This is a genomic window from Paractinoplanes brasiliensis (assembly GCF_004362215.1).
Taxonomy (GTDB): domain Bacteria; phylum Actinomycetota; class Actinomycetes; order Mycobacteriales; family Micromonosporaceae; genus Actinoplanes; species Actinoplanes brasiliensis.
The window spans coordinates 1,189,089-1,210,462 of record NZ_SNWR01000001.1; the positions used below are offsets into that span (position 1 = coordinate 1,189,089).

The window sequence follows — 21,374 nt, forward strand, 5'->3', positions numbered from 1 at the left end:
ACCGGCACGGTGCCCGCAAGCGCCTGCGGCCGACCTAAAGCCGGCTTAAGAGGGGTTCCCGCGCAGCCGCCGCAGGGCCAGGGCGAGCTGAAGGCGCAGGCGGCCGTGCGGGTCGCGCACCTCCCAGCCGAGCACGGGCAGGGTGTGGGCCAGGCGGTCCTGCAGGGTGGAGTGGTGCACGCGCAGGGCGGTGGCGGTCTCGTTGGAGGCGGGCCGACGAGCCGGGTGCCGCGGGCTTCGAGCGTCACGGGAACCCCTTGCTACGGGAAGACTTCGGCTGTGCGACCCATCCTGTGGTCCTGGCCCGCGCCGGGCGGCGGAAACTCCCCGCCATCTGGCGGGTCAGCCGTCGGCCAGGCCGCGGAGCCGCGTGAGGGCGGCCGACCAGTACGCCTCGTACTTGGCCAGCCAGGGGGCGAGAACCCGCGACATCGCCTCGCCGTCCAGCGCGTACAACTGGTGGCGGCCCTGTTTGGTGGCCGACACCAGACCGGCGGCGCGCAGCCCCATCAGGTGTTTGGAGATGCCCGAGGCGACCAGGCCCGGGAAGTGGGCGGCCAGCTCGCTCACCGTCAGCGGCCCGCGCTCGGCCAGCAGGTCGAGGATGCGCCGCCGGGTGGGGTCGGCCAGGACCCGGAACAGGTCGTCCTCGTCAGACACCGGCGGCGGTGACCACGCCGGCCAGGCGCCGCAGCACCTGGTGCTTGTCGGCGCCCCGCTCGTACGCCTCCCGGGTCGCCTCCCAGCCCGGCTTGCCGATGCCGGCGAAGCCGTCGTGCACGAGGTGCACCAGGGTCCCCGCCGCCGTGGGCTCGAGGCTGATGACCAGGCGGCCGGGGTGAACCCAGCCCGACTCCTCCTCGAGCCACGAGAGCACAAGCCGGCCCTCGGGCACCATCTCGAGGACGACGCCGCTGACCCAGGTCTCGCCGTCGCCGCCGGGCATCCGGTAGGCGCCGCCGACCCGGGCGTCGATCACCAGGTCGGGCGACAGCCAGCGCCTCAGCCCGTCCTGCGTGGACAACCACGCCCAGACCGCACTGGGCGGCGCGGGAATCTCGATCGAGCGGGTAACCTCCGGCACCGTGACCTCCCCAACGTCTTACCAATCAGTAATGCTTTACCGTACGGTAAGGCGTCGTGCATGACAAGGCGGAGTGGGCCGCGCGGGTGTGGCGGCCGGTGACCCCCGGCACAGCGCGGGCTTGAGCCGCTCAGCTGCCTGATTCGTAGGTGAGGAATCGCAGGCCGCGTTTGAGGAACGTGCGCGGGTTGGTGTCGAGGTAGCGGGCCCAGTCCGGGTCGGGCTCGCCGCGCAGCCAGGCGTAACGGGCGAGCGCGTAGCCGAACATCGGTTCCGTGAGGTAACCGAGCCGGCTGGTCCGGGTGTACTGGTCGTCCCGCGAATAGTCGAACGAGGAGTTGGCGCTGAAGATGCCGAGACCGAAGAACACGGTCAGCAGGTCGGTCAGCGGCTCGTGGTCCTTCCGCTTGGCGGAGATCCGGCCCTCGGCCAGCAGCAGCACATGTCCCAGCTCGTGCGCGACCGTCGCCACCAGCCCCGCCGGCCGGGCCGCCTGATCGTCACGGATCCCGATCACCGACCGCCCGTCACGCATGCGGTGATGCCCGGCCGCGCCCGAGCCGGACCAGTGGATCGGCACGTGAGCGGACAGCTCCGGGTTGTCGTCGGCCTCGTCGTGCTCCAGCTCGACGCGCGCCGGATCGATACCCATGTGGGCGCAAAGCCTTTCCAGGACCACCCGTACGTCTTCACGGGTGCCCCGGTACTCGCCGGGGAAGTAGCCGTCGGTGGGCAGAACCACCTCGCCGCGCAGCCTTTCCAAGCCGAACTCGGCCACGAACCAGTCCATCGACCGGTCGATCCACTCCTGCTCGACCGGCCGTACGGGACAGGCCGCTCGCCGCCACCAGACCATGCCCGGATTGTGCGCCACCCCGTCCACCCCGATCCGAGTGAAACCCTCCATAGGAGAGCCCTGTGGCCGTGCCGTCCGCCGGCACGCAGCGGCGACAGCGCCATAGTGTGAGTGTCATGGCGGTGAACACGAGGCGCGCGGCCGCCACATCGCCGGCGGAGCTTGTCCGCGACGTGCGCCGGGTCGTCGGTGGACGGCCTCGAACCTCGGCCGACGTCCTGCGGAAGCTGGCGACCGACCGGGACAGAGCCAGGCACGCCATGGCCCGGCACGGCTGGGACATCCCGGAAGAGGACCTGCTCCGGCTCGCGAAGGACAGCTCGGCCAACGTCCGCTTCTGGCTGGCCAACGTGCCCGGCTCCACCCGCCCGGTCGTCCGGGTCCTCGCCGAGGACCCGGACGACCGGATCGCCGTCTCCGCCCGCCAGTGGCTGCGGAAGCCGCCCCGCCGCGGCGGTTTCCCCAACCCCGCCCAGCTCGGCCGGCCGATCGTCGAGGTCGAGCACCACATCTGGAACCAGTACATGAGCCGCGGCCAGGGCCAGCCGTACACGTAGGCTCGGCGGCGTGCTCGATGCGGGGATGGTTTCATCGGCCGGGGCGGGTGGGTGAAGGGTGTTGCTTCGCGGCGCGGAGCCGGCTGATCTGCCCGCCTTGCTCGACGTGCAGCAGGCGGGCGCCGTGAAAGGGCTGGCGAACATCTTCCGGCAGGACCTGTACCCCTTCCCACGTGCGGACGTGTACGCGCGCTGGGAGGCCGAGCTGGCCGACCCGGCGATCGACGCCTACGTCATCGAGGACGACGCGGGACGGATCGCCGGGTTCGCCGCGATCAAGGGTGACGAGCTTCTGCACTTCGGCACCGCGGTCGAGTCGTGGGGCCAGGGCCTCGCGAGCGCCGCCCACGACAAGCTTCTCGAACGTTTCACGGCGGCGGGCGTGACCCGAGCGCGCCTGCGGGTCTTCGAGGAGAATCATCGGGCGCGCCGTTTCTACGAGAAGCTGGGCTGGCGCCCGGCCGGACGACTCAGCCGCACCTCGTTCGCGCCGCACCCGGTCCTCGTGGAGTACGAGCTGGACCTGCCGAGCGAGAGGCACCCGTGAGAGACATCATCGACGACCCCGACGTTCTGGCGAGCCTCAGTCACGACGAGGCCGAATGGGCCCCGTACGGCAAGCCTCTGGGCGCCGTGCGGCCGCGCTCAACGGCCGAGGTGAGCGAGGTCGTGGCGTACTGCGCCGAGCGCCGGATCCCGATCGTGCCACGCGGCGCCGGCACGGGTCTCTCGGGCGGGGCCAACGCCGTCGACGGGGCGATGATCCTCGACCTGTCGAAGATGAACCGGATCGTCGGGATCGACGCCGCCAACATGACCGCGACCGTGCAGCCGGGGGTGGTCAACGACGACCTCAAGCGGGCCGTCGCCGGGCACGGGCTGTGGTATCCGCCCGACCCGGCCAGCTCGCCGTGGTCGACGATCGGCGGGAACGTGTCGACCAACGCGGGCGGGCTGTGCTGCCTCAAGTACGGCGTGACCCGCGACTACGTGCTCGGGTTGGAGGCGGTCGTCGGTGGCCCCGCCGGGGCGTACGGGACGGTTGTCAAACTCGGACGCCGGACCACGAAGGGGGTCAGCGGGTACGACCTGGCCGGGCTTTTCACCGGCTCGGAAGGCACGTTCGGGGTGCTGACCGAGATCACCGTACGGCTGAGACCCGCGCGCCGGGAAGCGCCGCGCACCGTGGTCGGCGCGTTCGCCGGTGTCGTCGCCGCGGGGGAAGCAGTCGCCGCGATCACCAGGGCCGGTCTGCTGCCCGCCGCGCTCGAGCTGCTCGACCGTACGTGTCTGAAGGCCGTCGAGGAATGGAAACACCTCGGTCTGGAAGCCGACGCCGCGGCCCTGCTGCTGGCCCAGCTCGACACCCCGGGCGACGACGAGGCCACCGCCGTCGCGAACGTCTTCCGGGAAGCGGGCGCGTTGTGGGCCGAGCAGTCGACCGACGAGGCCGAGGCCGAGGCGCTGTTCGCCGCGCGGCGGCTGGCCTACCCGGCCCTCGAAAGGCTCAGCCCGGTGCTCACCGAGGACATCTGCGTGCCCCGGTCGGAGGTGCCCCGGATGCTGGCGTCGATCGAGCGGATCGCGGCCCGGCACGGTTCCACGATCGCCACCATCGCGCACGCCGGCGACGGCAACCTGCACCCGATGATCCTGGCCGCGGCCGGTGACGAGCAGGCCAAACGGGCCGCGCAGGGAGCCTTCGAAGACATCCTCAGCGCCGCGATCGCGATGGGCGGCACGGTCACCGGCGAACACGGTGTGGGCCTGCTCAAACGGGCCGGGATGCGGCAGGAGCTGTCGCCAGCGGTGCTCGCCATGCAGGTCGCGGTGAAGCAGACGCTCGACCCGCTGGGCCTGTTCAACCCCGGGAAGGTTGTCGGCTGACCGGCCGGGACTTCGAGGAGGTCCGGATCCGCCACCACAGCCTCGGCGGCTGAGCGCTGCGGCTACCCTCTGCTGGTGTTCGAGAGCCACTGCGTCATCTGCCACGACTACGACGACCGGGACGACCACGACGACGTCGACCGGGGTGTGATTGCCAACGTCGAGAAGTTCGGGTGGAGCGTCACCGGCGTGCCGGCCGACTCGCAGGGCCCCGGCTGGGCGTACACGATCGGCCGCCTGCACAGCCGCGGCGAACCGGAACTGGCCATGTTCGGCCTGGGCCTGCCCGTCATGCAGTCCTGCCTGAACATCCTCGGCGAACGCGACACCCTCACCGACGGCCAGTCCTTGGACGATGTCATCAACGGCTACCCCGTACGCCTGAGGGCCGTCGAACCTTCGTGGTTCCGCGCCTTCTTCGGCCAGGCGATGTGGTTCTACCGCCGCCCACCCGTCCCGGTTCTGCAGGTGGTGTGGCCCGCGCGCGACGGCAGGTTCCCGTGGGACGACGGCAGCCTGGCCCAGCCGCACCTGTGGCTCCCACCGGCCGGCCACCCCCGGGGCGTCTGGACCCAGGATGTCTGACCTGGCCCTGGCCCGGCGGCGAGGACTGGCCGCCAATTCCGCCGTGCCCGGTGACCTGCTGCGGCGGCTCGTCACCGACTGTCCCGCCGAGGTGCTGCTGCCAATTAGTGCCGCTCACCACCAGTCGCGTCGGGTTCCGCAGCAGGACCCCACCGGCGTCGAAGCTGACCTCAACAACGCAGTGCAACCCTCCGACGAATCGAGGCCCACCGCCGACTCTCGTCAAGTAGTGCGTCTCCCACAGGACGGCCGCAACCGGTCGCTCGGTTATGCGATAGCGGCGATGTCGCCGTCGTCGAAGTAGATCGCCTGGTGCAGGCGACCGCCGAGGGCTGCGGCGTACCTCGCGATCACGTCCTGGCCGGAGGCCTTCCCCTGCTCGATCTGCGAGACGCGGCCCTTGGTAACGCCCATCCGGGTGGCAACCTGCTGTTGTGTCAGGCCACGGGCCTTGCGGATCTCCGCAAGCCGGTATCCGACCGTCGCAGCGAGCAGTTCCTGCTTGCCGGCCTCGACTGCCTCCTCGCCGCCGGCCCGCTCGATGTGTTCGGCACGGATGTCGCTCCACCGCGTGTAGCCGCTCATGGCGTGCCTCCCTCTTCCTCGCCGCGCTCTTTCAGGTACGCCTCGTAGCGTTGCTCAGCCAGGGGAATCGCCTCGGCATACCACTGATTCCATCGTCCGGCTTTGTCACCGGCGACCAGAAGAACGCTCGACCGCCAAGGGTCGAAGGCGAACAGGATGCGCACTGTGCCGGGGCGTAGTTCCTTGAGATTACTGAGCGAGGTGCCGTGAATCGTGTCAACCAGCGGTCGGCCCAGGCCGGGCCCCGTCTCGGCCAGAAGATCGAGCGCCTGCACGACACGGCATAGACACCCGGATCCAAGGTCGCGATCCAGTCGCGTACCTCGTCGACGAGGTAGATCTCCCACTCGCCGGTAGCCACGCCGCAAGTATAGCGAACGGTAAACCGCGCCCGAGGTTCTGACCCGTTCGGGAAACAAGGTCACCGACTGCCGAAAGGACTCACATGCGGACGTAGCTACACCCAGCCTGAGCGCGGCCGCCCCCGGATCAAGGACGGCCGCGGCGCGCACGCTTACCAGATCCGGGTGCGGGATTCCCCCGACGCCAGGCCCGCGAGCGGGCCCGCCGGGAAGCGGCTGTCCCCCGCCTTGCGAGTGCCGACCAGGTCGACGTCGAGGACGGCCGGGGTGCCGTCGCGCTCCTCGAACTCGGCGTCGGCGAAACGGACCCGGGGCAGGTCACGGCCCGTGACAGGGATCAGGCGGGTCTCGTCGAACGCCGCGGGCAACTCCGTCACCAGGTAGACAGCGCCGTCCTCCTCGACCACCGTGGCCGTGGCCGAGGGCGCGACCGCAGGGTTGGTCTCGCCGTCGAAGGGGCGGGCGCCGGCCGCGTAGACGTTGCTGTGGGCGTACACGGCCTGCACCACGTCGAGGTAGCGCTGGTGGTCGCCCGGCGGCTGGGACTGGATGCGCTCGATGTAGGCCTCGAACGAAGCCGGGTAGCCGTCGTAGGCCGACGTGCCGGAGAGCGCGGGGGCTTTGCCCTCGGCCCCGGGACCGTACGCGACGGCAGGGTCTCCCCCGACGAACAGGTTGCCGATCCAGCGGTCGTCGCCGGCGCGGATGTACGCGTAGCCGGCCACCTGGGTGCTGTGCGGGCGGTGGTACGGGGTGGCCCTGTCCATGACCGCCTCGACGCGCACCGTGCCGAGGATCAGGTTGCTGACGAACGCGCCGCCCTGGCTGAACAGCTCGATCGCGGCGGGCGAGGCGAAGACGTTGTGCTCGACCAGGTACGGGCCGTGGCTGACCTCGATGAAGATGTCGCGGCTGTTGTTGTACAGCACGTTGCGGCTGATCCGCGTGCCCTGGGTCTGCCAGTCGAGCCACACGCCGAGCGAGCAGTCGTGGATGCGGTTGTGCCGGATCTCGACGTCGATCGCGGCGTGCAGCTTGATGCCGCCGATCTCGTAGCCGTAGAACTCGCGCTTGAGGGCGATGTTGTAGATGTGGTTGTCCTCGATGGTCGAGAACACGCAGCCGAGGTGCCCGACGATGCCGTTCTGCCCGCAGTCGTAGATGGTGTTGCGGCGGATGACGTGGGAGCCGATGTGCTCTTTGTCCCACCCGATCTGCTGCGCCGAGAACACCGACTCGAGCTGGTACTGGTAGCCCGGCTTGTCGCCGCGCTCGGTGGCGTAGTTGTGGCCGGTCGAGGCCTCCTTGCCGATGCTGACGGCCGAGGTCTTCGCGTCGTGGATGACGTTGTCCTCGATGATCCAGCCCTTGGCCCAGTTGGGTCCGATCAGGCCGGGCTGGTCGGCGGTCGGCGGCGTCCACGGGGTGGCCGCCTGGGCCAGTTCGAAACCGCGCACGGTGATGTAGTCGAGGTGCGGCACGACGGGGTAGAAGACCGACCGCCGTACGTTGATCTCGACGAGTTCGGTGTTGGGGTCGGCGCCCTGGAAGTTGGCCCAGATCGTCGTCGACTCCTCGCCCGCCGAGGCGTGCCAGACGAGCTTGGTCTGCTCGACGTTGCGGACGCGGTCGGTGGTCCTGGTCCAGTTGTCGATGATCTCCGTACGGGCCTCGGGCGCGGCGACGGCCTCGGGCGAGCCGACCTCGTAGAAGCTCAGGCCGTTGAGGTAGACGTCGCCGAGGTGCTTGTGGGCGGCGCCCTCGGGATAGACGATCCAGTCGCCGGCGACCTCCTCGGCGTACGGGTTGAAGTCGCCGAAGAGGGTGTTGGGGACGGTCACCTTCCACACCGTGCCGCCGTCCGGCTCCCAGCCGGTGATCCGCTCCGAGCCCTTGATGACGACGTGCTCACCCTCGGCGGCCTGGTAGGTGATGCGGCGCGCGTCGCTGAGGCCGCCGCGGCGGGGCTTCACCCACTCGCGGTACTCCCCCGCGTGCACGATCACGGTGTCGCCCGGCCGGGCGAGGGCGGCGGCCCGATTGATCGTACGGAAGGGCTGGTCCTTGCTTCCGGGGTCGGCGTCCGAGCCGGTGGTCGCCACGTGGAACACGGAGGTCATCTGCGGATGCCTTTCGACGAGCGCGATAGCGGGCTGACCCTTCAACGTTAGATTGCGAAAACTTTATGTCAAGAGTTCGAAAACTTTCGGAAACCTGAGCCGGAATCAGGCGGGAGCGGCGGTCGACTTCCGGACGATCAGCTCGGTGGCCAGCTCGACGCGGGGCGAGGACAGCTCCTCCCCCGCGATCAGGCGCAGCAGCCGGCGCATGGCCGTGCGGCCCATCTCGGCGAACGGCTGCCGCACGGTGGTCAGCGGCGGCGCCGACCAGCGGGCCGCGCTGATGTCGTCGAAGCCGATGACGCTGACGTCCTCGGGAACCCGCAGGCCCAGCGTGCGGGCGGCCTCGATCGCGCCCAGCGCCTGCGAGTCGTTCGAGGCGAACAGCGCCGACGGCCGCGGGTCACGTCCGAGCAGCCCGAGCGCCGCCGAGAAGCCGGTCTCGAACGAGAACGGGCCGGCCGTCATCAGCTCGGGATCGCCGGCCAGGCCGCGCTGGGCCAGGGCGGCGTGATAGCCGTGCAGGCGGGCGATCGCCACCATCGCTCCGGGCGGGCCCTCGATGAAACCGATCCGGCGGTGGCCCAGCTCGAGCAGGTGGTTGGTGGCGGCCATCCCGCCGTTGAAGTTGGTGGCGCCGACACTGGGCACGTCGGGACCGGGCAGGTTGATCGGGTCGATCGTCACCACCGGGATGTGCTGCTCGGCGAAGTGCCGCCACTGCTGCGGGTTGATCTCGCTGGTCACCAGGATCAGGCCTTCGCGGTGGGCGGTCGCCATCCGCCGGGCCCAGGCCGCGCCGAGCGGGTCCTGCGGGACGGTGCCCACCACCACGTCGACCGACTCGGCGCCCGCCGCTTCCAGGGCGCCGTGCAGGATGTCGAGATTGTTGGGGCTGCGCATGGCGTCGAAGACCACCTCGACCGTACGGGTCACCGGCTGGGCGCCGCCCAGGCCGCGGGCCACGTAACCGTGCCGCACCAGCAGCGCCTCGATGCGCCGGCGGGTCTCGGAGGCCACGTCGGTGCGCCCGTTGACCACCTTGGAGACGGTCGGCACGGACACCCCGGCCTCCCGTGCGACGGCGGCCAGCGTCGCCCGCTGCGGCTCATGACTCACGGCGTCCCCTCTCGGACCGAAGCAATTCAGTATCGCAACCTTCCTGCTCCCAGCCGCTTCCTGCCATCCACCCGCCGGCCAGCCGATCCAGCAGCCGAAACCTCGCGACGAGCACCACGGAGAAGCCTGTGAGCCCCCGATTCAAGCGCCTGCTGACCGACCGGCGCGTCAGCACCAAGATCATGGCCGCGGTGGGCGTGGTGTCGCTCCTCGGGGTGGGCAACGGCCTGTACGCGCTGAGCAGCCTCGGCACGATCAACAAGGAGGTCGAGCACGGCGTCGAGAACAGCCAGGAGCTCGACACCCTCGGCAGCCTGCGGTCCGCGGTCAACCGGTCGTGGCTGGGGGTGAGCGACCACATGCTGGCCGGCACACCCGCCGAGCGGGCCGCCGCCACCAAGGCCATCACCGAGGCCGAGGCCGACGTCGTCAAGCTGTCCAAGGAGTTCCAGGCGCACGCTGTGAACTCCGACGCACTGGCCACGGCGAAGAGGTTCGACAAGAACTGGACCGAGTTCACCAGGCTGGTCAGCGACGAGATCCTGCCGCTGTCCGAGCGCAACGCGCAGGCCGAGCTCAACACGCTGCGCGACGGCGTGCTGGCCAGGGAGAAGGAGGACGTCCGGGCCATCCTGGCCTCGCTGTCCGAGACGACCGTCAAGGCGAGCGAGGAGCAGGCAGCCGCCGCCCAGGCGACCTACGAATCCACCCGTACGCTGGTCATCTCCTCGCTCGCCGCCAGCCTGCTGCTCGGCCTGGCCCTGGCCCTCGCCATCTCCCGCATGATCGTCAAGCCGCTGGCCCGCAACGTCGAGGCGCTCGAGCGCATCGCCCAGGGCGATCTCACCGCCCGCGTCGAGGTGGACAGCGCCGACGAGGTCGGGCAGATGTCCGAGACGCTGAACCGGACCGCCGTCGCCATGAGCGAGATGGTCGAGCGCATCCAGAACAGCTCGACGGTGCTGGCCTCGGCCTCCGAGGAGCTGTCGGCCGTGTCGTCGGAGCTGTCCGCGTCCGCCGAGGAGACGTCGGCCCAGGTGAACACCGTCTCGGAGTCGGCCGCGAGGGTCTCGACCAGCGTCACCACGGTGTCCGCGGGCGCCGAGGAGATGGGCGTGTCGATCCGGGAGATCTCCAACAACGCCAACGAGGCTGCCTCTGTCGCCGCCGATGCCGCCCGCGCCGCCGAGACCACCAACGCGAGCGTCGCCCGGCTCGTCACGGCGTCCGGTCAGATCGGCTCGGTCGTCGCGCTGATCACCTCGATCGCCGAGCAGACCAACCTGCTGGCCCTCAACGCCACCATCGAGGCCGCTCGCGCCGGCGAGGCGGGCAAGGGCTTCGCCGTGGTCGCCAGCGAGGTCAAGGACCTGGCCCAGGAGACCGCCCGGGCCACCCAGGAGATCACCAACCAGGTCGGCGCGATCCAGGCCGAGAGCAACGCCGCCGTCATCGCGATCCAGCAGATCGGCGAGGTCATCGAGACCATCAACGACTACACGACGACCATCGCGGCCGCCGTCGAGGAGCAGACCGCCACCACGGCCGAGATCTCGCGCAGCGTCCACGAGGCCGCCATGGGCTCGAGCAGCATCGCCGACACGATCGCCGGCGTCTCCGAGGCCGCCGCGCACGTCACCTCGGGCGCCTCCGACACGCAGCAGACCGCCACAAGCCTGGCCCGGACCGCGGCCGAGCTCCAGGCGACCGTCTCGGTCTACCGGCTGTCCTGACCCCGGCCTACCGGCTGCCCGCAAAAGTCGGCCGGCCGCGGTTGGGCAGCTCAGGGCCCGGTTACCTCAGCGTCCACAACCCAGCGGATGCAAGAGGTGAACCTGTCATGTGGCTCCTTGTCCTCGCGGTCGGCGCGGCGCTGTTCGAGATCGTCCGGCGCACACTCGTCGACACCCAGAACCCCAACCTCGTCCCGGCCCTGCTGCTGCTGGGCGCAACCATCGTCCCGGCCGCCTTCGTCACGTTCATCCGCGGCCGGCGGCTCAGCTTCTCGGTCGGCGGCGGGACGGTCGCGCTGATCGCGTTCGTCGGCGGTGTCGTCGGCATCACCGCCGCCGGCACCGGGGAGTTCGACGCCCTGCGCGATCTGGGCACCCTGCCGATGCTGGCGGTCGGCGGCATCGAGGAGAGCGCCAAGCTGATCGCCCCGCTGCTGGTGCTGCTGTTCCTGCGGCACCGCCGCCCGGCCGACGGCCTGCTGATCGGCGTGGCCAGCGGGGCCGGTTTCGCCGCCCTCGAGACGATGGGGTACGCGTTCGTCGCGCTGGTGCAGAGCCAGGGCGACCTGCACGCGGTGGACGGGCTGCTGCTGCTCCGCGGCCTGCTCAGCCCGGCGGCGCACATGGCCTGGACGGGTCTGACCGCGACGGCCCTGTGGGCGGCCGCGACCCAGCACTGGCGCCTGCGGGCCGTGGCCCGGTTCGTGCTGACCTTCGCGGTGGCGGTGGTTCTGCACGCCTCGTGGGACTCGTTCGCGTCCATCCCGGCGTACGTGGTCATCGGCCTGGTCAGCCTGGGTCTGCTCACCTTCGCCACGCACCGGCTGTCGGCGCGGGAGCGCGCGGCACTGGCCGGATCAGGTCGCCTGAGTGCCGGCACAACCACCTCACCTCGCCGTGACCTGCGCCCTTCCGCTTTCTGAAGACTTGTGATCTCGGACGTTGACCACAGTGGGCCCAGGGCCTGGGATGGGGACATGTCTGTCGCGCGCCGGATGTGGGCGCTTTTCGAGCCGTTGCACGCCGTGGCCTACTTCGCTCCGCAGAGCGCGGCGGCCTTCGAAGAGGTCGGGCTGACCGGGTTCTGGCGGCGCTACTTCGCCGGGCGGGCCGCGGCGCTCGGGCCGGTCGGTCCGGGACCGGTGACGGCGGCCTTCTTCGGGTTCGCGCCGGCCATGGTGTCGAAGGCCCTGCCCGGGGTGTGGTCACGGATCAGCCCGCCCGCGGCGGTCGCCGCCCGTACGGCGGGAGCCACCGCCGCCCTGACCGACCTGTTCACGGGTCTGCCGACCACGGCGGTCGAAGCGGCCGCCGACGTGCTGACCGAGGCCGCCCGCGCCGCCGACATGCCGGGCCGGGTGCTCGCCGCCGCCCACGCCGACCTGCCCTGGCCCGAGGACCCGGCCGGGCGGCTCTGGCACGCGGCCACCATCCTGCGCGAGCACCGCGGCGACGGGCACGTGGCGGCCCTGCTCACGGCCGGGATCGACGGCTGCGAGTCGCTGGCCTGGCGGGCGGCCCTCGACGGCGGCCGCCTGCGCGAGGTCACCCAGCCCGCCCGCGGCTGGACCGACGACGAATGGCGGGCCGCGACCGACCGGCTCGAGGAACGCGGCTGGGTCGCCGCCGACGGCGCCGCCACCGGCAAGGGCCGGGACGCGTACGACTGGGTCGAGCAACTGACCGATCAGCTGGCGGCGGGACCGTGGGACAAGCTCGGCGACGAGGCCGCCCGGCTGCTCGAACCCCTCGCCGACCGGGCCTGGCGGGTCGTGCCGGACGACAACCCGATTCCCCTGCGCCGGGAGAGGTTCAGCGGATAGGCAGGGGCCGGGCGCGGCGCCGGGCCGCCGCCTTCACCCGGTACATCGCGGTGTCGGCGTCGCGCAGCAACTGCTCGACGCCGGCGCCGGTGGCGCAGTCGGCCACCCCGATGCTGACGCCGACGCGGGCGGTCCGGCCGCCCAGCCGGTACGGCGCGCTGATCGCGGTCCTCAGCCGCTCGACGATCCGGTCCTGCTCGGGCCCGGGCACACTGTCGCTCAGCAGCACCACGAACTCGTCGCCGCCGAAGCGGGCAGCCAGGTCGCCCTCGCGCAGGCACTGCTTGATCCGGCCGGCCACCCGCACCAGCAGCTCGTCGCCGGCGTGGTGGCCCAGGGTGTCGTTGACGCGTTTGAAGCCGTCGAGGTCGAGGAAGAGAACGGCGCCGGGACGGCCGAGGACGGCGGGCAGCGCGGCGGTGAACGAGGAACGGTTGGGCAGTCCGGTGAGCCGGTCCGACTGGGCCGCCCACAGCAGCTTGGCCTCCTGTTCGCGCAGGTCGAGGGCGACGGTGAGCAGCGCGGCGCACTGGTTGACGAGCTCCCGGCCGTCGTCGACCCGGTTCTCGACCTCGTCGACCAGGGCCAGCCAGCCGCGGTCGCTGTCCTTGACCTTCGCCCGTACGACGAACACCGCCTCGCCCGGACGGGCCGCGCCGACCAGCTCGACCGGCGGGAAGGCCTCGACCGGGGTGGGGCCGGGCGGGATCGGCGGGCCGTCGTGGTGGCGCCGCCAGCCCGCCGTACGGATGAGCTCGCCGGCCCGGTCACGCAGCGCGATCGAGCCCGCGGTGGCCGGGGTCAGCGCCAGCCACGCCGGGTCGCGGGGGTCGGCGTCGCGGCGGTGCAGCAGCGCCATGCTCAGGTCGTAGTTCACGCTGATCAGCGAGCGCAGGTGCAGCTGGTCGCCGAGCTGCCGCCGGTTGTAGGAGCGTCCCAGGAACAGCACGATGTCCTGCACCCTGCGCGGGTCGGCCGACACGGCGGCCGCGTACTCCTGCACCGCCCGGCAGATCACCCGCAGGGTCTCCTGGGCCGGGCTGGTGGCGAGCAGGTCGTTCAGCGCCTCCGCCGCCGGCACGACGGACGACGCCTCGAACGCGCGGGCCACGATCGCGGCGGTCGCCTCCGGGTCCACGCCGGCGCCGAACACGACCACGCCGGCCAGCCGGTGGGCCAGACGGGCGAGCGGGTCGGCGATCGGCAGCTCCGGGAGCCGCTCGGCGAAGGCGGTGCAGCCGCACGAGGTCCGCGGCACGAACCGGGTCGGCAACCGGTGCTCGACCGGCGGCACCCGTTCCCCGTCCAGCTCGCGCACGAGCATGTCGACAGCGAGGCGGCTCATCGCGTCGAGCGGCTGGCCGGCGCTGGCCAGCTCGGGCCGGATGAACGCGGCCTCGTCGATGTTGTCGAACCCGGTCAGCAGGTAGTCGCCGGGGCAGGTCAGCCCGGCCGCGGCGAGCATCCGCTGCGCGCCGATGGCGTTGCGGTCGGTCGCGGCCACCAGGGCGTCGGGTTTGCCGTCACGCAGCAGGTCCTTCGCGGTCCAGGTGATGCCGCCCTCGATGTTGCTGGTGGCGGGCAGCAACGGCCCGGGGGTCAGGCCGTGCTCGCGCAGCACGCCGAGGTAGGCGTCGTACCGCTCGCGGATGTCGCTGGCCTCGAGGTAACCGGTGAACGCGAGCCGGGTACAGCCGTGCTCGCGGATCAGATGCGTCACGGCGGCCCGCATCCCGTTGCCGTTGTCGGGCAGCACAACCGGGCGCTGCAGCCCGGCGACGGTGTGCCCCACGAGCACCACGGGCTTGCCGGCCCCGGCCAGCCGGCGCAGGTAGGCGGGCTGCACGGCGTCGGCGAAGACGACGAACCCGCCGATGTGGTCCCAGGCCACCGGGGCCTCGAAGCTGGGGGTGCCGCCGTAGACGACCATGTCGGCCCCCGCGTCCAGCGTCTGCAGGGCGATCAGCCCCCGCCCGCGCGCGGCGGCGGCCGCAACCGTGCCGGCGACCAGACGGCCGTAATAGGTGCCCCCGACGAACGGCGCCAGCACCCCGACGCTGCCCTCGAAGCCCATACCGGTCCATCGGCCGTCACCGTGTGATCCTTAGGTTGCCCGCCGCCCGGAACGAGCAGCGCCGCCGGCCTCCCGCCCGCGCGGACAACGTCCTCAGCCGACGCCGCGGGCGCGGACGGCCGGCGCTGTCGGCCGCCACTTGGCCATGCTGCGCAACGCCGGGCTCGTCGAACGGGCCCGTTCGGGGCGGTCGGTGCTCCACCGCCGTACGGGATTGGGCGACGCCCTGGTCAGCCCCAGAGCGGGAACCGCGGGGCGCCGAGATCGATGTTGATCGTCTTGGGGGCGCTGTACTCCAGCATCGTCTCCCAGGACAGCTCGCGGCCGAAACCGCTGTCCTTGACCCCGCCCATGGGGGCGCCGGCGGGCAGGTCGAACCACTTGTTGACCCAGACGATGCCGGCGTCGAGCGCGCCCGCGATGGTGTGCGCGCGGGCCAGGTCCTTCGTCCACACGCCGGCGGCCAGGCCGTACCGGGTGCGGTTGGCCCGCTCGACCACCTCGTCGTGGTCGGTGAACGTCTCGGCCACGGTCACCGGGCCGAACACCTCGCTGGTGACGATGTCGGCTGTCCCGGTGGGGTCGTGCAGCACGGTCGGGCGTACGAAGAAACCGTTCCTGTTCTCGGGCGCGAGCGTCAGCTCCTCGTCGCCGGCCAGGACCCGTACGCCCTCGTCGCGGGCCTTCGCGAGGTGGCCGAGCACGCGGTCGAAGTGGGGGCGGGAGACGAGCGGGCCGACCTGCGTGTCCGGGTCGAGGGCGTCACCGACCTTGATCGAGGCGGCCAGCCGGGCGAACCGGTCGAGGAAGTCGTCGGCGATCGCGGCGTGCAGCAGCAGCCGGGACGAGGCTATGCAGGCCTCGCCGTTGGCCAGATAGATGCCCATCGCGGCGTCGGCGACGGCCCGGTCGAGGTCGGCGTCCTCGGCCACGATCATCGCGCTCTTGCCGCCCAGCTCCATGGTCGTCGGGGTCAGCACGTTCGCCGCGGTCGCCATCACCGCGCGGGCCGTGGGGCCGCCGCCGGTGAGCGTCACCTTGGCGACGTCGGGGTGCCCGGCCAGCGCGGCGCCGACAACCGGGCCGCCGGTCACGACGTTGAGCACCCCGGCGGGCAGCAGGCCGGCGATCAGCCGCACGAACTCGAGCACGCTCGCCGAGGCGAACTCGCTGGGCTTGAGGACAACGGTGTTGCCGGTGGCCAGCGCGGGCGCGAGCTTGTTGGCGGTGGTGATCAGCGGCGAGTTCCAGGGCAGGATCGCGGCGATCACACCGAGGGGCTCCCGCACGGTGTAGATCAGGCTGTGCGGGTCCTCGACGGGGATCTGGTCGCCGCGGTGCGAGCGGACCAGGCCGGCGAAGTAGCGGTAGACGGCCGCGCTGGCGGGCACGTCGGCGATGGCGACCTCGCGGACGGGACGCCCGTTCTCGGTCGGCAGCAGGCTGGCGAACATCTCCGCGTTGGCCTCGATCCGGTCGGCGATCGCGGTGAGGATGCCCTGCCGGGTGGCGGGGGTCGACCGGCGCCAGGCGGGCAGCGCCTTGCGGGCCGCCTCGACCGCGGCCTCGGCGTCGGCCGCCGTGCCGTTCGCGATCGCCGCCCACGGGCTGCCGAGGCTGGGGTCGACGGCCTCGAAGGAGTCCTTGGCGGCGATCCAGTCGCCGCCGACGAACATCCGGTAGTCCGCGCCGGGACGGAATCGCTGCATGACACTCCTCAAGGTCGGACGGCTCGGGTCCGAGCGTCGCCGGGCCGCGCAGCCGGCGGCAAGACGCGCGTTCCGGTCACCGGACCCGGTCCGAACGGACGGAAATTACTGTCTGCCCGGCAACGGCAACACTACGCAACGCGGGTCTAGGGTCGGCAAACAAGATCCACAGACGTGGAGGGAGTGTCCCGTGACCGACCTCGCTTTCCGCATCCCGCCCGGCGTCGAGCTCGACGACGAGACCGGCACCCCGAAATCCGTGCTGGGCAAGGCGCAGCTGCTGCTGGCCGCGTTCGGCGCCGGGGCCATCCAGCTGCGGCTGACCGAGCTGAGCCGCCGCTCCGGGGTGCCCAAGGCCTCGGCGTACCGGCTCGCGCAGGAACTGGTGCAGTGGGGGCTGCTGGACCGGGTCGGCAACAGCTACCAGCTCGGCATGCGGGTCTTCGAACTCGGGCAGCGGGTGCCCGTGGCCGCGATCCTGCGCCGGGTCTCGCGTCCCGCCCTGGTCGACCTGTACGCGGCCACCCGCGCGACGGTCCACCTGATCGTCCCCGACGGCACCCATGTGCTGTTCCTCGAAAAGATCGCGGGCGCGGCCAACGTGCTCACCCACTCCGAGGTCGGCGGGCGGCTGCCGGCCAGCTGCTCGGCCTCGGGCAAGCTGTTCCTGGCGCTGCGGCCCGACGGGCGGGCGGCCTTCGACGACCTGCACCGGCACGGGCTCATGCGGCCCACCACGCGCAGCGTCGCCACGTTCGAGGCCCTCGAGGGGCAGCTGGCCGAGGTGCGCAGGCGCGGGTACTCCGTCGAGCTGGAGGAGATGCTGGTCGGGCACAGTTCGCTGGCCGTGCCGGTCGGGGACGCGTACGGGGAGATCTATGCCGCCGTGTCGATCACCCTGCCCACCAGTCAGCTGGTCGTGCCCCGCCTGCTGCCGATCGTGCGGGCGACCGCGGGGCTGATCCACCGGGCGGTCGAGCAGCGCACAGCTCTGTGAGCGTCATATCAGGGACTCCTGGTCGAGGAACGCCCGCAGCACGTTGCCGGTGACGATCGAGACGTCGTTGCGGCGCTCGCCGGCCAGCAGCGAGCCGCACCACGCGATGCTGCCCGTCGAGAAGACCGCGCCGCCGTTGGGCTTCGGCACCAGCACCAGGTCGCAGCGCACCTTGTCGCTGGTCGTGCCGTCGTAATTGCCGTCGGGCAGCTGCACCTCCACGGGATCCAGCCCGTACGCCCGGGAGAAGCCGGTCGCCGTGGCCAGCACGATCGTGTCGTCGGGGGTGCCCAGCGCGCGGTCGGCGCGGTCGATCTCGACACCGGCCGCGCCGTGCCCGTTGACCAGCGACGGGAAGTCACCGATGGTCTTGGCGCCCTCGATCCCGGCGAAGACGAACGGCACCGGGGTGACCACCTCGTACGGCCGGTTCGTGTCGAAACCCTGCGAGGCCATGCCCACGCCGAGCATCTTCTGCGGCGCCTTGCCGCGCAGCCGCCACAGGCCGCCCAGCTCGCCGGTGGTCGCGTGATGCCACTCGCCGGGCTCCGGCTGCCAGGCACGGATGCCCGCCGTACGCCGGATCTCGATGGTGTGCTCGCGTTCCGGGTCGATCGAGGTGACCCAGTAGAAGCCGTTGCCGCCCAGGTACATGAGCCGGCCGCCCTGCTCCAGGTACGACTCGTACGCGGCCATCATCGCGGTCGTCGGATACTCGGGGTGACTGCCGGTCAGCACCACACGGTAGGGGGCCAGCGCGGCCAGACCCTCCCGGTGCACCTCCTCGTCGGTGATCACGTCGACGTCGAACCCCTCGGCGTCGAGCCAGGCGATCAGGTGCAGGTCGGCGCTGAACTGGTGCGCCGACGTCTCCCCGCCGGCGACGGCCGCCCAGCGGTGCTCCGGGCGCACGTTGGGCAGGGGTTTCCGCGTGCTCGTGAAACAGACCCCGGTGCCGTCGGTGTGCACGTCGTAGAGGCTGCGCAGCCCGTGCGCCAGCAGATAGGAGTCGTGCACGTTGCCACCGAACTCCGGCGGTTCCCCGACGCCGACGCCCTTGAGGTAGTCGCGAGCGCCCGGGTCGGCCATGACGTGCTCACAGCTGTACGCGAGGTAGCTGAACGTCGGTAACACGACGAGAGCGCGCTTGCGGGGGTTGTCACCCGGCGTGACCACGAAGGGGACCGTGTCCCGGGTGCCGTCGGTGGCCGTGACCAGGATGCCGTAGACGCCGCTGGGCAGGTCTTCCGGCAGCTCCAGCGTCAGGTCGTCCTCCCAGCCGGCGTCGTCGAGGTCGTCGTCGTGAAAGTGGATGGCCTGGTAGGCCCCGGGCGCGAGCCGCGGGTCGACATCCTCCGCGACGCCGTTGATGCCCAGGCACGCCCGCATCGGGAAGTTGACGGACTCGCCGTGGAAGCCGGGACCTTTCCGGTTCGCGATCTGCCGCAACGTCTCGCTCGGGCCGAAGTCCCAGTCCGCGACGATCGTGCCGCCGGCGCTCAGCGTGGGGTGATCGATACGACCGTTGAAGTGGTTCTGCCCGGCGTGGTCAGCCGCGAAGGTCACGCTTGTGCGCCGCCCTGCCGCACTGCTCACCGAACCGTCGGCGCCCGCTTCGGCGGCCGCACCCTCGTGTCCGCCGCCGTCAGTCCCAGCACCGCTACCCCAAAACCGACTTATGCTGATTTTTCTCTGGACGCTGACTTTATCGCCGTAAGAAGACGTCAGAACCAGCTCCGCGGTCGACCCGGCCAGGCTCAGCGCGAGGCCGTACCAGCGATTGCTCACCACCTCCCCCGCGGCGGCGACCCCTTCCCCCGTACGCAGAAAGGCCTGCCCCTCGTCGATCACCACCTCCGCCACCACAGAATCGCCGCTGGTCAACGCCACCACGGTCTGCGGATGCCCAGCCCCGCTGGCAAGCGTCGGCTTGATCGCCATAAGCAGCTCGGCGCCGTCCGGCCACATCCCTTCCTCCGTACGGACGTAGGAACCGGCCCGAATCGGCTGCACCCGCCCCGCGAACTCCCGCCCGTCCAGCACCGACGGCACGTCCCGGATGTCCACGCCGGGCCCGAGCGGATGCGCGTCCCCGTTGATCAGCCGCGCCAGCCCCGCGCCGAACCCGCTCGCCGGCGTGCTGAACTTCCCGTGCACCGTGGCCCCGGGCGCGTAACTGAGCCGGTCGAGATACCCGATGATGTTCATCCCCGAACCCTCCCAGCGCCCACCGCACGACGGCGCTTTCGGGTCCGGTCAACGGACCGTGCTCGGGAGGTTCGCCAGTCGAGGTGGTCGCCGGGAGCGGTCTGCAGCAGCCACGCCAGCGGCATCTTGGCGCGTTCGACGTAGGTGGCGCCGGACGACAGCTGATACAGCGTGACCGTCTGGGCATCGTCGCGGTCGACAACCCAGTAGCTTTTCTCCCCTTCACCTCGTTCAGAACCGGGACGAGGGTGTTCAGGCCGCGATCGCGGGCAGCAGCCGTTCCAGTCCGAGCCAGATGCGGGCCGAGTTGTGCGAGTGCCAGGCCGCGCCCGACCAGTATGTGCGGTTGCGGCCCTGCAGCGCGTTCAGGCGCCGGTAGAAGCCGCCGGCGATGTCGCGCGGGCCGACACGCAGCTCGAACGGGACGTGGCCGGCGTACGTGGCGAACCCTTCGAAGCGGACCGGGTACGTTCCCGCGGCGGCGACCCGCTCGATGCCGGCCCGGATCTCGCGGCGCACCACCGCGTCGGGCAGCGGCGACGGACTGCCGTACTTGACGTTGTAGAGCCCGGGCACGGCGCTCGGCGCGACCATGTAGAGGCCGGGCAGCGGCGGCAGATGGAAGGGCGTCTCGGCGGCCGCGTTGTCGAGGCCGACACCCGCGGGCAGGCCGGAGAGGCGTACGACACCGGTGTAGTAGCCGCCGGCGGTGAACGTGCCGAAGATCGAGCGCTCGGTGGCGTCCAGGTCGACGGCGGCGAGGTTGCGCACCAGCGGCGGGACGGTCACCAGCAGCTTGCCCGCCTCGATCAGCACCGGGCCGTCCGGGCTCGAACCCAGCACCCGTACGCCGGAACGGGTGCGTTCGACCCGTACGGCTCGGGTGTTCAGCAGCACGTCGTCACCCAGGTGCTCGGCGGCGCGCTCGTAGAGCAGGCTGTTGTCCCGCGCGGCCGAGGTGACGTAACCTCCGCCGAGCAGCTTGCCGACCACGCCCTGCCCGAACAGGTTGAGCGCGTACAGCGCGGGCAACCCGAGCAGATCACCGATCCCTTGCCCGTACGCGAAAGCCAGCGGGACGATCGAGCCGAGGTCACGCTCGGCCACGAACCGGGCGAACGGCGCCACCAGCTCCGCCGGCACCGGGTCGGGCAGGTCCACGACGGTGTCGATCGGCCCGTACGGAAGGATCTGCTGGTAATAGGAGGGCAGCGCGACCGGCGCCGGGGGCGTGTAATCGACGGGACGGCCGGTGCGGAAATCCACGTACGCCGTCGTGCCGCCCTCACCCCCGGCCAGCCGCACCAGGTCGACGCCGAACCGGCCGAAGTGGTCACGGACCACCGGCTCGTCCTCGAGAACGACAACACCGATGTCGATCGTGCCGCCGGTCGCCGGATCGTGGAAGGTCTCCGTGTGGCCGCCCAGCCGGTCGCGCGCCTCCACCACGACCACGCCGCGGCCCAGATCACCCAGGCGGACCGCGGCGTACGTCCCGGCGGAGCCACCGCCCAGAACGCAGACGTCCCGCCGGATCACTCGCGGCTTGCCCGCCCCGGCAGCCAGTGGGGCGGCGGCCGCGGCGCCCATCATCGTGAGAACTTGCTTCCTGGTCAGGCCCATGGAACCTGACAATATTCGATTTCATCGATCTATGGGGGGGCGCTTCCGTAGT

At 71.4% G+C, this 21,374-nt stretch carries 19 protein-coding genes and 2 pseudogenes; 9 read left to right on the forward strand and 12 right to left on the reverse strand.

The window, feature by feature from the left end; all coding sequences use genetic code 11:
• Nucleotides 1-45: 45 nt before the first annotated feature.
• The 4 genes and pseudogenes from C8E87_RS04905 to C8E87_RS04920 all read right to left on the reverse strand — a co-directional run.
• Nucleotides 46-192: pseudogene (locus tag C8E87_RS04905) on the reverse strand (helix-turn-helix domain-containing protein); the annotation flags it as partial.
• Between the two features lie 150 nt (nucleotides 193-342).
• On the reverse strand, nucleotides 343-660 hold the full coding sequence (locus C8E87_RS04910; RefSeq protein WP_133871979.1) for an ArsR/SmtB family transcription factor: 318 nt from the start codon (nucleotides 658-660) through the stop codon (nucleotides 343-345).
• Nucleotides 653-1,084, reverse strand: coding sequence for an SRPBCC family protein (locus tag C8E87_RS04915; protein WP_133871980.1), 432 nt, complete (start codon nucleotides 1,082-1,084; stop codon nucleotides 653-655). Before C8E87_RS04915 ends, C8E87_RS04910 begins: the two co-directional genes overlap by 8 nt.
• A gap of 130 nt (nucleotides 1,085-1,214) precedes the next feature.
• On the reverse strand, nucleotides 1,215-1,991 hold the full coding sequence (locus tag C8E87_RS04920) for a hypothetical protein (RefSeq protein ID WP_133871981.1): 777 nt from the start codon (nucleotides 1,989-1,991) through the stop codon (nucleotides 1,215-1,217).
• Between the two features lie 65 nt (nucleotides 1,992-2,056).
• Between C8E87_RS04920 and C8E87_RS04925 the strand changes: the two genes are divergently transcribed.
• The 5 genes from C8E87_RS04925 to C8E87_RS04945 all read left to right on the forward strand — a co-directional run bounded on the left by C8E87_RS04925 (nucleotide 2,057) and on the right by C8E87_RS04945 (nucleotide 5,273).
• Nucleotides 2,057-2,497, forward strand: a complete 441-nt coding sequence (locus C8E87_RS04925) for a hypothetical protein (protein ID WP_133871982.1) — start codon at nucleotides 2,057-2,059, stop codon at nucleotides 2,495-2,497.
• 58 nt (nucleotides 2,498-2,555) lie between these two features.
• A complete protein-coding gene (locus tag C8E87_RS04930) occupies nucleotides 2,556-3,044 on the forward strand; it encodes a GNAT family N-acetyltransferase (protein WP_203720681.1) in 489 nt (162 codons plus the stop codon).
• Complete coding sequence (locus C8E87_RS04935; protein ID WP_133871983.1) at nucleotides 3,041-4,384, forward strand: FAD-binding oxidoreductase; 1,344 nt, start codon at nucleotides 3,041-3,043, stop codon at nucleotides 4,382-4,384. Before C8E87_RS04930 ends, C8E87_RS04935 begins: the two co-directional genes overlap by 4 nt.
• A gap of 75 nt (nucleotides 4,385-4,459) precedes the next feature.
• A complete protein-coding gene (locus C8E87_RS04940; RefSeq protein WP_133871984.1) occupies nucleotides 4,460-4,969 on the forward strand; it encodes a DUF4262 domain-containing protein in 510 nt (169 codons plus the stop codon).
• On the forward strand, nucleotides 4,962-5,273 hold the full coding sequence (locus C8E87_RS04945) for a hypothetical protein (RefSeq protein ID WP_133871985.1): 312 nt from the start codon (nucleotides 4,962-4,964) through the stop codon (nucleotides 5,271-5,273). The genes C8E87_RS04940 and C8E87_RS04945 overlap by 8 nt, the downstream gene beginning before the upstream one ends.
• Here C8E87_RS04945 and C8E87_RS04950 read toward each other — a convergent pair.
• From C8E87_RS04950 to C8E87_RS04965, 4 genes and pseudogenes are all read right to left on the reverse strand, one after another.
• Nucleotides 5,237-5,554 carry a helix-turn-helix domain-containing protein gene (locus tag C8E87_RS04950; protein ID WP_133871986.1) on the reverse strand — a complete coding sequence of 106 codons (318 nt, stop codon included), beginning with the start codon at nucleotides 5,552-5,554 and terminating at the stop codon, nucleotides 5,237-5,239. The genes C8E87_RS04945 and C8E87_RS04950 overlap by 37 nt on opposite strands.
• A pseudogene (locus C8E87_RS04955) lies at nucleotides 5,551-5,915 on the reverse strand (type II toxin-antitoxin system RelE/ParE family toxin). Before C8E87_RS04955 ends, C8E87_RS04950 begins: the two are co-directional and overlap by 4 nt.
• Nucleotides 5,916-6,068: 153 nt before the next feature.
• Complete coding sequence (locus tag C8E87_RS04960; protein ID WP_133871987.1) at nucleotides 6,069-8,036, reverse strand: right-handed parallel beta-helix repeat-containing protein; 1,968 nt, start codon at nucleotides 8,034-8,036, stop codon at nucleotides 6,069-6,071.
• Nucleotides 8,037-8,141: 105 nt separating this feature from the next.
• The gene (locus tag C8E87_RS04965; protein WP_133871988.1) at nucleotides 8,142-9,155 is read right to left on the reverse strand and encodes a LacI family DNA-binding transcriptional regulator; all 1,014 of its coding nucleotides are present in this window, start codon (nucleotides 9,153-9,155) and stop codon (nucleotides 8,142-8,144) included.
• Between the two features lie 128 nt (nucleotides 9,156-9,283).
• Between C8E87_RS04965 and C8E87_RS04970 the strand changes: the two genes are divergently transcribed.
• From C8E87_RS04970 to C8E87_RS04980, 3 genes are all read left to right on the forward strand, one after another.
• Nucleotides 9,284-10,888 carry a methyl-accepting chemotaxis protein gene (locus C8E87_RS04970; RefSeq protein ID WP_239080260.1) on the forward strand — a complete coding sequence of 535 codons (1,605 nt, stop codon included), beginning with the start codon at nucleotides 9,284-9,286 and terminating at the stop codon, nucleotides 10,886-10,888.
• A gap of 107 nt (nucleotides 10,889-10,995) precedes the next feature.
• Nucleotides 10,996-11,811, forward strand: coding sequence for a PrsW family intramembrane metalloprotease (locus C8E87_RS04975; RefSeq protein ID WP_133871989.1), 816 nt, complete (start codon nucleotides 10,996-10,998; stop codon nucleotides 11,809-11,811).
• 54 nt (nucleotides 11,812-11,865) lie between these two features.
• Nucleotides 11,866-12,711, forward strand: a complete 846-nt coding sequence (locus C8E87_RS04980; RefSeq protein WP_203720680.1) for an SCO6745 family protein — start codon at nucleotides 11,866-11,868, stop codon at nucleotides 12,709-12,711.
• Here the strand turns inward: C8E87_RS04980 and C8E87_RS46280 are convergent.
• Both C8E87_RS46280 and C8E87_RS04990 read right to left on the reverse strand, forming a co-directional pair.
• On the reverse strand, nucleotides 12,701-14,785 hold the full coding sequence (locus C8E87_RS46280) for a substrate-binding and GGDEF domain-containing protein (RefSeq protein WP_133871990.1): 2,085 nt from the start codon (nucleotides 14,783-14,785) through the stop codon (nucleotides 12,701-12,703). The two genes, C8E87_RS04980 and C8E87_RS46280, sit on opposite strands and share 11 nt — an antisense overlap.
• Before the next feature lie 230 nt (nucleotides 14,786-15,015).
• Nucleotides 15,016-16,494 carry an aldehyde dehydrogenase family protein gene (locus tag C8E87_RS04990; protein WP_133871991.1) on the reverse strand — a complete coding sequence of 493 codons (1,479 nt, stop codon included), beginning with the start codon at nucleotides 16,492-16,494 and terminating at the stop codon, nucleotides 15,016-15,018.
• Between the two features lie 190 nt (nucleotides 16,495-16,684).
• Between C8E87_RS04990 and C8E87_RS04995 the strand changes: the two genes are divergently transcribed.
• On the forward strand, nucleotides 16,685-17,491 hold the full coding sequence (locus tag C8E87_RS04995) for an IclR family transcriptional regulator (protein ID WP_166661088.1): 807 nt from the start codon (nucleotides 16,685-16,687) through the stop codon (nucleotides 17,489-17,491).
• 3 nt (nucleotides 17,492-17,494) lie between these two features.
• Here the strand turns inward: C8E87_RS04995 and C8E87_RS05000 are convergent, their stop codons facing one another.
• Nucleotides 17,495-19,699 (reverse strand): N,N-dimethylformamidase beta subunit family domain-containing protein, encoded by a 2,205-nt coding sequence (locus C8E87_RS05000; RefSeq protein WP_133871993.1) that lies wholly within the window; start codon nucleotides 19,697-19,699, stop codon nucleotides 17,495-17,497.
• 252 nt (nucleotides 19,700-19,951) lie between these two features.
• Entirely contained in the window at nucleotides 19,952-21,322 is a 1,371-nt protein-coding gene (locus tag C8E87_RS05010) for an FAD-dependent oxidoreductase (RefSeq protein WP_133871994.1), read from the reverse strand.
• Nucleotides 21,323-21,374: the final 52 nt, after the last annotated feature.

What these genes read in the sequence shown, in the direction of transcription:
- C8E87_RS04960 (WP_133871987.1), bottom strand. Translation starts at nt 8,036, where the DNA reads ATGACCTCCGTGTTCCACGTGGCGACCACCGGCTCGGACGCCGACCCC.
- C8E87_RS04945 (WP_133871985.1), top strand. Translation starts at nt 4,962, where the DNA reads ATGTCTGACCTGGCCCTGGCCCGGCGGCGAGGACTGGCCGCCAATTCC.
- C8E87_RS04975 (WP_133871989.1), top strand. Translation starts at nt 10,996, where the DNA reads ATGTGGCTCCTTGTCCTCGCGGTCGGCGCGGCGCTGTTCGAGATCGTC.
- C8E87_RS04990 (WP_133871991.1), bottom strand. Translation starts at nt 16,494, where the DNA reads ATGCAGCGATTCCGTCCCGGCGCGGACTACCGGATGTTCGTCGGCGGC.
- C8E87_RS04950 (WP_133871986.1), bottom strand. Translation starts at nt 5,554, where the DNA reads ATGAGCGGCTACACGCGGTGGAGCGACATCCGTGCCGAACACATCGAG.
- C8E87_RS04920 (WP_133871981.1), bottom strand. Translation starts at nt 1,991, where the DNA reads ATGGAGGGTTTCACTCGGATCGGGGTGGACGGGGTGGCGCACAATCCG.
- C8E87_RS05010 (WP_133871994.1), bottom strand. Translation starts at nt 21,322, where the DNA reads ATGGGCCTGACCAGGAAGCAAGTTCTCACGATGATGGGCGCCGCGGCC.
- C8E87_RS04925 (WP_133871982.1), top strand. Translation starts at nt 2,057, where the DNA reads ATGGCGGTGAACACGAGGCGCGCGGCCGCCACATCGCCGGCGGAGCTT.
- C8E87_RS46280 (WP_133871990.1), bottom strand. Translation starts at nt 14,785, where the DNA reads ATGGGCTTCGAGGGCAGCGTCGGGGTGCTGGCGCCGTTCGTCGGGGGC.
- C8E87_RS04980 (WP_203720680.1), top strand. Translation starts at nt 11,866, where the DNA reads ATGTCTGTCGCGCGCCGGATGTGGGCGCTTTTCGAGCCGTTGCACGCC.
- C8E87_RS05000 (WP_133871993.1), bottom strand. Translation starts at nt 19,699, where the DNA reads ATGAACATCATCGGGTATCTCGACCGGCTCAGTTACGCGCCCGGGGCC.